Origin of the sequence: Ekhidna sp. (assembly GCF_040220215.1) — a bacterium.
In the GTDB taxonomy this organism is placed as follows: domain Bacteria; phylum Bacteroidota; class Bacteroidia; order Cytophagales; family Cyclobacteriaceae; genus Ekhidna.
Window position 1 is genome coordinate 237,792 of record NZ_JAVJTR010000011.1, and the last position, 12,774, is coordinate 250,565.

The 12,774-nt window shown below is 42.6% G+C and carries 8 protein-coding genes; 3 read left to right on the forward strand and 5 right to left on the reverse strand.

Features of this window, described 5'->3' with window-relative positions; all coding sequences use genetic code 11:
• Positions 1-2: 2 nt before the first annotated feature.
• Both RIC88_RS05360 and RIC88_RS05365 read right to left on the reverse strand, forming a co-directional pair.
• Positions 3-1,070, reverse strand: a complete 1,068-nt coding sequence (locus RIC88_RS05360; protein WP_350216472.1) for an NAD(P)H-dependent glycerol-3-phosphate dehydrogenase — start codon at positions 1,068-1,070, stop codon at positions 3-5.
• Positions 1,048-2,721, reverse strand: coding sequence for a 1-acyl-sn-glycerol-3-phosphate acyltransferase (locus RIC88_RS05365; protein ID WP_350216473.1), 1,674 nt, complete (start codon positions 2,719-2,721; stop codon positions 1,048-1,050). The genes RIC88_RS05360 and RIC88_RS05365 overlap by 23 nt, the downstream gene beginning before the upstream one ends.
• Before the next feature lie 162 nt (positions 2,722-2,883).
• Here RIC88_RS05365 and RIC88_RS05370 point away from each other — a divergent pair, with 162 nt between their 5' ends.
• Positions 2,884-3,858 (forward strand): polyprenyl synthetase family protein, encoded by a 975-nt coding sequence (locus RIC88_RS05370; protein ID WP_350216474.1) that lies wholly within the window; start codon positions 2,884-2,886, stop codon positions 3,856-3,858.
• Here RIC88_RS05370 and RIC88_RS05375 read toward each other — a convergent pair whose 3' ends face one another.
• The gene (locus RIC88_RS05375) at positions 3,859-4,599 is read right to left on the reverse strand and encodes a TspO-related membrane protein (RefSeq protein ID WP_350216475.1); all 741 of its coding nucleotides are present in this window, start codon (positions 4,597-4,599) and stop codon (positions 3,859-3,861) included.
• Between the two features lie 102 nt (positions 4,600-4,701).
• On the opposite strand from RIC88_RS05375, the gene RIC88_RS05380 reads away from it, so the two are divergent.
• The gene (locus RIC88_RS05380; protein ID WP_350216476.1) at positions 4,702-5,889 is read left to right on the forward strand and encodes a phosphoglycerate kinase; all 1,188 of its coding nucleotides are present in this window, start codon (positions 4,702-4,704) and stop codon (positions 5,887-5,889) included.
• A gap of 105 nt (positions 5,890-5,994) precedes the next feature.
• Here RIC88_RS05380 and RIC88_RS05385 read toward each other — a convergent pair whose 3' ends face one another.
• Positions 5,995-7,881 (reverse strand): RecQ family ATP-dependent DNA helicase, encoded by a 1,887-nt coding sequence (locus RIC88_RS05385; RefSeq protein ID WP_350216477.1) that lies wholly within the window; start codon positions 7,879-7,881, stop codon positions 5,995-5,997.
• 23 nt (positions 7,882-7,904) lie between these two features.
• On the reverse strand, positions 7,905-9,158 hold the full coding sequence (locus RIC88_RS05390) for an MFS transporter (protein WP_350216478.1): 1,254 nt from the start codon (positions 9,156-9,158) through the stop codon (positions 7,905-7,907).
• A gap of 125 nt (positions 9,159-9,283) precedes the next feature.
• Here RIC88_RS05390 and RIC88_RS05395 point away from each other — a divergent pair, with 125 nt between their 5' ends.
• Positions 9,284-12,556, forward strand: coding sequence for a S41 family peptidase (locus RIC88_RS05395; RefSeq protein ID WP_350216479.1), 3,273 nt, complete (start codon positions 9,284-9,286; stop codon positions 12,554-12,556).
• The last annotated feature ends 218 nt before the right edge of the window (positions 12,557-12,774 follow it).

Here is a 12,774-nt window from a genome sequence, read left to right on the forward strand (position 1 = left end):
ATCTACTTAGCTTCCAAAAAGTCAATTTCCGCACGGAAAGGAAAATTCATAAGATAGCCGTGCGCTTCCTGAATGGTCATTTGATCATGAATGATCTTGTAAAGCGTTTCGGTAATGGGACATCTAACCTTATAGGATTCTGCAAGTTCATTAACGATGTTAATGGTTTTTACACCCTCTGCTACCTCTTCCATTGAATCAATGATTTCCTTCAAAGATTCTCCTTGTGCAAGGCGATATCCCACAGTGAAGTTTCGACTTAAGTTAGAAGTGCAGGTAGCAATCAAATCTCCCACTCCAGCAAGTCCCAGAAAAGCTTGCGCATTACCACCAAGCGCCTTACCTATATAAACCATCTCCACTAACCCCCTACTGATAAAGAGTGATTTGGCATTTTCACCTAAATTCATGCCTGCAATGGTACCAGCCCCCACTGCAATAATATTTTTCAAAATACCACATAGTTCTATCCCAATTAAATCACGACTGCCGTAGATCATAAATCGATCATTCTTTAGCAATCGCTGACCGATTTTAACCACTTCGTCAAAATGGGATGCCACAACAGTTGCCGCTGGTTTTCTTTGGTCTAGTTCACGAGCCAAATTTGGTCCGGCCAGACACCCTACTCTCAACACGGAAGTCTCTTCTTTAATTACTTCAGAAATTGTTTTAACATGCTCGCGTGTAAGTGGATTATTAGCTGTGATTTTTTGCTTCTTAGGCACATAAAGATCAAATCCCTTCGTCCCATGTATAAGTACATGAAATGGGCGAAGATGAGGGGCCAACTTTATTACCATGTCCCTGAAATTAGCCGAGGGAACCATTGGGAAAATGATTTCACATCTTTGTGGAACCTCCTCCAGATTGTTGGTTACTTCAATGTTCTCATGAAGCTTTTGACCGGAACTGACACGTTCTTTGGCAATCTTTTTTGTCTTTTCGGGATCACGAATGAATAAAATTACCTGCGCGTTATTCTCAGCCAAAATATTGGCAATAGCAGTTCCGAAACTGCCTGCTCCAATTACACCTACAACTTCCTTAGATGTACTTTTCAAGCCCATAGCCATTCATTCGGTTGTGGTAATAATACAATGTATTGGTGTCCTGAACGATTATTTTATCGCCTTTCTTGATAAGTGGTCTTTGATCGTGATATAGCCCTACGTTTTGTAAGCCATGCTCGATCGCATCTGTTGCCCGGTGCTTCATATGGTCAGCCATATCCACCCCCCCTTTCTTGTGAATTTTCTCTAGTCTATTTCTCAATTTCTTAAAGTTGGTTTTAAACTCTTCATAATCCAAGATCAAATCCTCGTCAGGTAACCTTAATACATTGTACAAATCGAGTTTTGGGTTTTTCCTTTCCAGCATTTTGAATGCTGTAAAAGCTACCAGGTGACTTGCGAAAACGCGATTGTATTTGTGATATTCCTCCACAATTCGTTTGGACAGTACACGCACATATTCTTTTTCCCGCTGGGCATCAAAGGTGATTTTCTTATCCCTTAGAAAGTAGTCACGGACATTAATGGGGTTCCCGTTTTTGTCAAAGCTATTTCCCTCTGAATCCACGTAATTTCCAAGAATATCAATTCCTTTTCCGACGTTCACAGAAATATCCGATCCTTTGGTGAAGAATTTGAACATGAACGTTCCCAACTTGTAGGAAGTGGAAAATTCATCCGCCTCTACGTAATAGCGTTCACGTCCGGTCCTTTTCAGATAATCCCGAATCAGCGAAGGAGCCTCAAGGGTAAAGTGATAATTAATCACAACAGGAACGATGAACACCTTTCTTACTTCCTCCCCTTCTTTTGCATTCAGGTACAGCTCTCTTTGTGCTTCAATTGCCGTGCCTAAAAGTCCCATTCTGAGCGTTGTTTCAATTTCTCCGGATCGCGACCTGGTTCCACCAGGAAAAAAGAGCGAGTGACACCCTCTTTTAATAGCATTTCTGGAATAGGTTTTTAAGGTTTCCAAATAGATGGGATTCTTTTTTCGTCTATCTACTTTGTACGCACCCAGGCTATTCATAAAATAGGCGAGTATTTTGATGTTGAACAGATTTAACCCGGCTCCATAGATGAATGGAGGTAAACCGAGGTACTGAATCGCCCATCCTATAAGGATCGAATCTAAATTGCTGAAATGCGTAGGAACCATCACCACAGTACCTTTCTTGGCAAGTGACCTAATGTGCTCGGTCTCTCCAATCACGTGCACTTTATCATCCACGTCTAATTGCCTACTAAAAAGAGACAGCAGCCCTTTTACGCGCGTTGCATTAAGCAACCTTGCGAAACCAAAAGTGACAAAGCTTTGAGCAAACCGATAAGCAGATTTCTTGAAGTTTCCGGCAATTTCTTGCGTATATCGCTGAATGATCTCATTTAATAATTCCTTTTCCAGCTTCTTGGCTTGCTCCTTTTCATCAGGATTGATATCCAACAGCCTGGCCTGTATGTTTTTCCAGTAGACTCTTTCATCAGGCGGATCCACCCTCCAGGGATTGGCCTTCATTCTTAGTTTCTCGCGATGAATAGTCATTTCTATCTCCTCACGAAGTGATCCATTCTTTGAGTTAACTAGATGATTGTATGTTTCTGCAGTTACTTCCTCAACAAATTCTTTGCGCTCCCTGGACAGTTTTACGATTGGCCATTCGTTCTTATTCGGAACTATTTCTGAATACCTGACTTTCTTTCTACGCATTTTCCTGATTTAGAAATTGGCGGAAAGATAGCCTTTACCCCAATAATTTGGGGATTGATTATCAAGAAAGGTCAATTATCTATTAACCTGTTGGATATTGTATAGATAGGGTTGCATTTTATATGAATGCAAAGCGCTAACATCTGTATAATTGCACCTGAAATGCCACTTACCTTAAAAGATATCCAGGCCCCTGTAGCAAATGAAATGGAGGAATTTGAAAAGAAATTCCGCCAATCCATGAAAAGCAAAGTGATGTTGCTAGATAAAATTACTGGCTATATCGTTCGCCGCAAAGGCAAACAAATGCGTCCATTGTTTGTGTTTTTAAGCGCAGGAACTGCAGGATCAATCACTGAATCAACCTATAGGGGGGCGTCATTGATTGAGTTACTCCACACAGCTACGCTTGTGCATGATGATGTAGTTGATGATTCGGATATACGTCGTGGCTTCTTCTCCATCAATGCCCTGTGGAAAAACAAGATAGCTGTACTTGTAGGGGATTTTCTTCTTTCAAGAGGCTTAATCCTTTCCATGGAAAATGGGGATATTAACCTTCTACGTATAACTACAGAGGCAGTAAAAGAGATGAGTGAGGGAGAGCTTCTTCAAATGGAGAAAGCCAGGAAGCTTGATATTAGTGAGGACATATACTATGAAGTGATCCGGCAAAAAACGGCCAGCTTGATTACCTCATGTTGTAAAGTTGGAGCTGCATCTGCAGGTGCTGATGAAGAGACTATCCAAAAAATGGGTGAATTTGGGTTGGCTGTAGGAATGGCTTTCCAAATTAAAGATGATCTATTCGATTATGGGACATTTGAAATAGGGAAACCCAGAGGGATAGATATCAAAGAAAAGAAAATGACCCTCCCTTTAATTTATGCCCTTAATCAAGCTTCAAAATTAGAGCGAAGGAGAATTAAGAAACTGGTAAAAAGAGCAGAGAAAAAACCAAAATTAGTTTTTGATGTAATTGATTTTGTGAAGGCTTCCGGAGGCATTGAGTATGCCATTTCAGTCATGGAAGAGTATCACCAAAAAGCAAAGGACATTCTACAAACTCTCCCGGAATCTACCTACAGAAATTCGCTTGAGGATTTGGTACAGTTTACTATTGAGAGAACGAAATAATTACTTAAAAAAAACGCTTCTAGTTCCTTCAATAACTAAAATCACAAGAATCAAAATCATAACTACTGCTGCTGCCCCAGCCACTTCAGGCGTGTCGGCTTGATTTTCTGTTATTCCCCAGGCAGCCCATGCTACTACCCCACCAAAAATTTGATCTCTATATCGAATCACCATAACTGTCGCAATCGCACCAGCCAAAGCTAGTTCAACAAATACCCAGACTGTCTTAGTCATGATCCAGTCATCCATCCCAATAAACGTTTGTTCAACACTAATATTAGCTAATGTGGCAACAGTAATCCATCCAAAATACAAGCTAAATGGTGCTCTTACGAATAAACGATCTTTAAATCCAACGATATTACCTGGCAACACATGTCTGTAAATACCAATCAATGAGCTCAGAATTACAACCATCAAAATCAGCGATAATGTTATCAGTTCATAGTGCCATGCAAATATCCAAAGCGTGCTAGCGGCACAATTGACCACAAAATGACGATTGATTCGATCAAATGTCTTATTATCTCGATTTCGTGGTAAATATTGATAAATGACATAAACAACAAGACATGTAAAAATCACTCCCCAGATTGAAAAGGTGAATCCAGCAGGAGTAAATAGTGTGGGGTAAGCCTTTGAAACCTCCGCTGTAGTTCTGCCACCAATAGGTAAGTAATTAGCCAAAAAGTTGACAATTAAAACAACACTTAGGGCCATTACCGGCATCAGTCTATGCATGGTACAAATTTAGCCCTTCAAACACGGATGGATTCAGATTGTTTAAAGTGAACATAATTAGCATAGGCTTCTTAAGTTTGCGGTCTCAAAAAAACAGACCCAATGAAAACCATCCAGGATTACAACTTTGAAGGAAAGAAGGCATTGATCAGAGTGGACTTTAATGTTCCGCTTAATGACCAGATGGAAGTAACTGATGAAACGCGAATCAATGCTGCCATCCCTACGCTGAAAAAGATTCTTAATGATGGTGGATCATGCATTTTGATGTCTCACCTGGGACGACCGAAAAACGGGCCTGAAGATAAGTTTTCACTTCGTCATATTATTCCCAACCTGGGGCAAAAACTTGATGTTCCGGTTAAGTTCGCGGATGATTGTGTCGGGCAATCAGCAACAGATGAGGCACAAGCACTTCAACCCGGGGAAGTCCTGCTACTGGAAAACGTACGCTTCCATAAAGAAGAAACAGCTGGGGATGAAGCATTTGCGCAAAAGCTGGCAAGTCTTGGTGATATTTATGTGAATGACGCTTTTGGTACTGCTCACAGAGCCCATGCTTCTACTACCGTTGCTGCTAAATCATTCGAAGACAAATGCTGTGGATATGTGATGAAAGCGGAGCTTGAGAATGCTCAAAAAGTATTGGAAAAGGCTGATAAGCCTTTCACCGCTATCATGGGTGGAGCGAAGATCTCAGATAAGATCATGATCATCGAGCAACTACTTGATAAGGTAGATCACCTGATCATTGGTGGTGGGATGAGCTACACCTTCTTCAAGGCAATGGGTGGACAAATTGGAAACTCCCTGGTAGAAGAAGATAAGCTGGATCTTGCGAAAACATTGATCTCCAAAGCAAAAGAGAAAGGTGTTGATCTTCAGCTTCCAAAAGATTCCATCATAGCTGATAACTTCAGCAATGATGCTAACACCCAAACCAGTGATAATTATGCAATTCCTGCAGGGTTTATGGGATTAGACATTGGGCCTGAATCAAGAGAAGTATTCTCCAAAATCATCGAAAACTCCAAGACCGTCCTTTGGAATGGGCCGATGGGCGTATTCGAAATGAGCAACTTCGCTGCTGGGACCAACACCATTGCACAATCCGTTGTAAAAGCAACTGAAAACGGGGGCTTCTCTCTGATCGGTGGTGGGGACTCTGCTGCTGCTGTGAACAACCTTGGATATGGCGATAAGGTCTCTTATGTATCTACTGGAGGTGGAGCATTGCTTGAGTACATGGAAGGGAAAGTACTGCCGGGGGTGGCGGCTTTGGAAGAGTGATTTTTAACCACAGAGAAAGCTGAGAAAATCCCACAGAGAAAGCTGAGTTGCTATTGTAGTTCTTAACCTCTGAGACCTCCGTGTATCTCCCAGTGAACTCTGTGGTTAAACTAAAGAAAACCTCCCCCCACACTCAACCACCTTCTTGTCATTAATCAGAATTCTCAGCGCTTCCATGATCTGATCCTGGGTATAACTGGCCATTAGGGCACGCAACTCTGACATATTGCGTGGAGATTCCAATACCTCCTCTACCCTTTCAATTGGAATTTCGCTGGCTTTTAGCTGCTTTTTCTTTTCCAGATCATTGTCACAAATGCCACAGGTAAGGGAAGTCTCTTCATCAAAGTATCGTTGAAAAATTTGGGTGCGACATTCGGTTGACTTCATATACTCAATCACCGAATTAGCTTTTTCCAATGCCAGCTTCCTTCGCCACTCAATCTGCTTATTGTCAATCGGTAACTTTTCAGGATCAAGTCGAGGAGTCAGAAACGTAATAGTGGCAGAATCCATTGCGGGTTGATAGTCAATTACCTCACTGTCATTCAAAAATTTCAGCCACTTTCTAACCTGCACTTTATCCGTTTTCAATAGCGAACCAACGTCTTTTTCTTTGATTTTGGCATATCCTGCAAACACCTCACCTCCATACAGCCGAAGAAGTGTTTTGATGACCGTGTCCAGCTTTGGATTAGCGATTTGAAACTTGTAGGTCTCACTTTTATCCAGAAGGAAGGTAATCTTAGAATGCTCATAAAATCCCTCCGTCATCTGAATGAGACCCTCATCAGTCAGTTTTTTCAGCGCTGCATAAGTCTCTACGACAGGAAGGTTATACGTATTTATAAACTGCTCATAATTGAATGGGAAGCTGGATAATGCATGACTCCCAATCGCCATCTTAAAGAAATTGGCCAGCGCCTGATAGGTACGTTTGATCTGCTCCAGCGAAACCACCGATCGGTTGGTCCGATCCTTTAATTCATCAATATCCTGATCGTGATAAAGTGCGACAGCATAGGCTTTCCTTTCATCTCTGCCTGCCCTGCCAGCTTCTTGATAATACGTCTCTAACGAATCCGGTAGATCCAGATGTATGACCGTCCGCACATCTGGTTTGTCAATCCCCATCCCAAATGCATTGGTGGCTACCATCACCCTCACTTTATTATTGATCCAGTCGGTTTGCTTTTCTGAACGTTCCAGGCCGGAAAGACCTGCATGATAATGGTCTGCCGAAATATGGTTTCTTCTTAACAAATCAGCAATCTCTTTGGTACGCTTGCGGCTCCTCACATACACTACCGACGTTCCCGGCACATTACCTAAAATCTCAAGAAGTTTTCCTTCCTTGTTTTCCAATCGGAATGCTGAATAGGAAAGATTAGCCCTTGCGAAACTTTTTTGGAAGATCTGCACATCTTTTAACTCTAGCTTCTCAGTAATTTCTTCCTTTACTTCCTTCGTAGCTGTAGCAGTCAAAGCAATCAACCGCTCAACTCCTATCTCTTTTTTGAATTCTGCTATCTGCAGATATGGGGGCCGGAAATCATAGCCCCACTGTGAAATACAATGTGCTTCATCAATTGCCAGCAAGCTGATATTCATTTGCTTTGCCCGCTCCAGAAATATCTCCGTTTTCAGCCGTTCAGGAGATACATACAAGAACTTGAAATCCCCATAGATACAATTATCCAGCGTTATATCTATCTCTCTTCGACTCATCCCGGAGTAAATAGCCGCAGATTTAATTCCTCTTCGCTGCAATTGATCCACCTGATCTTTCATCAGTGAAATCAACGGAGACACTACAATGCAAACCCCTTCAAGTGCTAAAGCCGGAACCTGAAAACAAATGGACTTTCCCCCTCCGGTCGGCAGCAACGCCAGCGTATCCTTTCCATCCAGCACTGACTGGATAATCTCCTCCTGCATAGCTCTGAAAGAGTCATATCCCCAATACTGCTTTAGGATTTCCGAAGGGTTCATTTCGCTAAGTTATGCGCCAATGATTAAGCTCCAATACCTGTTTTGCTAATCTTGTGATATCTCCATGCGCATAAGCCTCCGATTACCGAGAAAGCTGCCAACAACAAGAATACATGCTGATGACCCACCACTCCCGGATTGGCATCCAACAAGTATCCAATAACCACACCTGCAAATACATCCGGTGTAAATCCAATTACTGAAACTAAACCTACCGCTGTGCCGGTTAGGTGAAGAGGAATGTTCCCTTCTTTCATTACGGCAAAGTACAATGCCCGTGCGGCATAAACTCCACCTGATATGGTGAAGATGGACACCAAGAAGATCGCTAAGTAACCATGACCTAATCCACTTGCAAACCACAGCGAGCCCAGCAAAACGATCAAAAAGCTGATAAAGAGCCATAAAGTTGTTCTCGATCTGTCGGCAAGAAAGCCAACCAAAACACCGGATACCGGTCGCATAAACAATAAAAAGGTACCAATTCGAGCAGAATTGATTTCATCGTGCAATAAAACTTCACGTGCATAAAGCGAAACCACATCGGTGGTTTTGTACCCCATATACGCGCATAAAATAATGACCATCAGTAACCAAACGGTGGGAAGCTTAACCACTTCACCAATTTGTTTGATCGATATGTGATCAATCTTCTCATCTCTTCCAGCATCTGATTTCAGAAGAAACCAAATAAGTACACCTATAATGACAATAAGTCCGGTTGATCCATAAACAGCCCACCGAAAGGCTTCTCTTCGTTCATCAAGATTTATTTCAATATTCTCAGCGAGCGAATTGGCAAACAGCAAGACTGCAAATAAACCGAACAACGCGCCAATCAGCCCTCTTCCACCATCCAGCATTCCAAACGCCTTACCCTGATCGCCGATACCTCCCCAAATACGAGTAGCCTTGATCATGGGTGACCAGAATAGAAAGATGGTAGTGAACCCCCAATAGCCATACAATAGCTGCAACGCAAAAAAACCGGGATACAGTGCATATACCAATCCTCCCAATGCGGTTGACCATAATGAAAATGCGATCAGTTTTCGAGGTTCAAAGCGATCTGCGATGGGTCCTCCAAAAAAATATGAAACCATGGCGGTGATGCCGTAATAGGCAAAGCAGAGTCCTAGCTCCGTATTATTAATTTGAAATACCTCGAGTACAGTTGATCGGAAAACACGCTGAAGTACAAACGGCAGCACGAAGACAGCCTCGCCAGCAAGTATGAGAAGTATTAGGTAGGTCCAGTTGGTTTTGGCTTTTTGCACGATGGAATTTATTGAAATTCTTTAAGTCCAACCGTTCATCCTAAGTAATTTCCTAAATACAGTTAAAAATTGAATTGTAACTCAAAAGAGAGTTAGATTTAGTACTCCAACAAAAACCTAAAACTATGCTTTCCACTTCACTACGATTAATAGTAGCGTTATTTTGTTTATTCTCAATAACTACTATCCAGAGTCAGGGATTTGAAGGGTATTATCAAAACCCTGATGTACACAATGATCAAATTATATTTTGTGCTGAAGGTGATATTTGGTCTGTTCTACTTTCCGGAGGTCTGGCGCAACGACTAACGACTCACCCTGAAGAAGAACGATTTCCAATCATCTCACCGGATGGAAGGACGATACTTTTTTCAGCGAGTTATGAAGGGCCCACTGAAATCTATACCATGCCTATTAATGGTGGAATGACTACAAGATGGACGTATGAGAGCGAACCGTCCGTCGCTACCACATGGACACCTGATGGTAAAATCGTTTACGCCACCTGGGCCTACAATAAAAAGCCGGATGAACGACTGGTTACCATTGATACCAAGACAAAGGTGAAAACAATAATTCCACTTGATCAGGCAAGTGAGGCTTCATTTAGTGCGGATGGTCAAACCGTATTTTTTGTGCGACCGGCAGACCATGGAAATGTTACCAAAAGGTACAAAGGAGGTACTGCAAGACAAATTTGGAAATTCACATTTGGTACAGATGAAGCCATCAAGCTCACCACAGACTATGATGGAGAAAGCCACCACCCGTTGTGGCATGATAGCCGAGTTTATTTTCTATCCGACAGAGATGGTATTATGAATGTATGGTCCATGGATGAAAATGGTGGCGACAAAAAGCAGCACACTACGCACCAAGACTTTGATGTTCGATCCGCTAATATTTCTAATGGAGTTGTCGTGTACCAGGTTGGAGCAGACCTTTGGAAATACACCATTGCATCGAACACTTCTGAAAAAATATCCATCACGCTCGCTTCTGACCTGGATCAGCTCAGAGAAAAGTGGGAGGAAAACCCTTCACAATACATCACTTCAGCAAATCCTAACATGGATGGATCTAAAATTGTAATTACGGCCAGAGGTCGGGTCTTTGTGGTGCCTACAAAAACAGGCAGAACCGTCTCATTTACTGAAAAGGATGATGTGAGGTATCGGGATGCAACATTCTCTGCAGATGGAAAGTCAGTCATTGCACTCTCCGATGAATCTGGTGAATTTGAGTTTGTGAAAATGCCGACCGATGGGATGGGTGCTGAAACCGCAATCACCTCAGATGGTAACTTATTGAGATATGGAGGCAAACCATCTCCGGACGATAAGTGGATTGCTTATGATGACCTGGAGAGCAATATGTATGTGCTCAATGTAGCTTCAGGCGTAAGCACCAAAATCTCCACGAATCAGGAAGGCATCTGGGACTTTTCCTGGTCGCCTGACAGTCAGTGGCTGGCGTATGTACAAGCCGCTGCAAATAGTATGGTTCAAATTCGAGTATACAGTGTCAATACTAAACAACAGTTTGAACTCACTTCTGATCGGGCCAACAGTTTCAATCCACGCTGGAGCCCGGACGGAAAGTTTATCTACTTTATCTCTGATCGAAACTTCACTACGCTGGTAGGAAGTCCATGGGGTACACGTCAGCCTGAACCCTATTTTGATGTGAGTGAAAAAATCTATCACATTCCTCTTCAGAAAGGAACCCGATCACCTTTCAGACCTGCAGATGAGCTTTATTCCGGAGATGAGGAGAAGAAAGATGACGATGGGGATAAAAAGAAAAAAGGAAAGGACGAAGAAGAGGACTCGGGTGTTAAGGTTGTAGTCGATCAGGCAGGCATTCAGGGACGTCTCATGGAAGTGCCTGTAAAACCCGGAAACTACTTTGGATTGGAAGTAAACGATAAAGCACTTTATGTGATTTCCAGAGAAACCGGGGTAGATGCAAAAAGCCACCTGGCTGCTGTCAAAATCACCAATGAAGACCCTGAAGTAAAAACCATAGTAAATGATATAAACTCATTTGATTTAACAGCAGATGGTGAGAAGCTTTTGGTAGCAAAGCAGCGAAATTTTTATGTAGTTGATGCAGGCACGAGCCCCATTAGTGATTTGAATGATAGCAAGGTCGATTTAAGTGGATGGAAATTCCCTATTGACCCGAAAGAAGAATGGAGGCAATTGTTTACGGATGCCTGGCGGATGGAAAGGGATTATTTCTATGACAAAAACATGCACGGTGTGGACTGGGATGCTATGCATGCTAAGTATCTTCCATTGGTTGATCGGGTGACCACTCGAAATGAATTATCTGATTTGATCGGTCGATTTGTTGGTGAGCTGGCGGCACTGCATACGAGTGTTAGAGGTGGTGACACCCGAAGTGATGAAAAAAACATCCCTGTTGCAACTCTTGGAGGGATATTTACGCGTGATGAAGCTGCAGGCGGCTTCCGCATCGACTACATCTACAAAGCAGATCCTGACTATCCGGATGAAAAATCCCCTTTGGATGATCCTTATCTGGATGTGAAGGAAGGAGACATTATCACAAGTGTCAATGGTCGTGCGGCTCTTTCAGCCAATGATATTGGGGAGCTAATTCGGAATCAGGTAGGAAAGCAGGTCAGACTAGCGATAAAGCGAGGTTCCAGTATTCGGGACATCATTGTCACTCCGATAGGTAGTGCATTCAACCTAAGGTATCGGGATTGGGAATATAGTAACCGAAAATATGTAGACCAGCAGTCTGATGAGACTATTGGTTATTTGCACCTTCGCGCCATGGGTAGCAACGATATAAATCAATTCTACAGGGAATTCTACCCGGTCTTTAACCGTCAGGGATTAATCGTTGATGTGCGATACAACTGGGGAGGAAACATTGACAGTTTCATTCTGGAAAAACTTCTCCGCAAGGCATGGATGTACTGGCAGGCACGTTCTGGAGAACCCTATTGGAATATGCCGTATGCATTCAGAGGACATATTGCTGTTTTAGTAAATGAAAACACTTATTCCGATGGTGAGGCGTTCGCCGATGGGTTTACAGAATTAGGTTTAGGTACTACTATTGGAACCAGAACCTGGGGTGGTGAAATATGGCTTCATAGTGGCAATCGACTCAGTGATGGTGGGATTGCACGAGCTCCAATGTTTGGTGTGTATGCAAACGGCGAATGGCGCATTGAAGGACGTGGCTTTGAGCCGGATATCGAGATTGATAATTTACCGCATGCTACTTTCAATGGCAAAGATGCCCAGCTAGATAAGGCGATCGAACACTTAAAGCAGAAGATTCAAGAAGACCCTCGACCTGTTCCCCCACCACCGGCCTATCCGGACAAGTCGTTTAAAAACAACAAGAAAAACTAGATACAAAAGCCTCTCAGAAATTGAGAGGCTTTTTTGCTGATCAAATCATTTCTCATATTCGTTTGACACAAGGATGAATAAATGAATAGTATGCTTCTGACCCACCCCTAGCCCCTCCAAGGAGGGGAATTATCAAAATTCCACAACCAAATCATCCTGCTCTATAAGTTTCCAGCCCCGAAGTGTTGCTTTAGGATTCTCGTTAACTACGAGCAGGA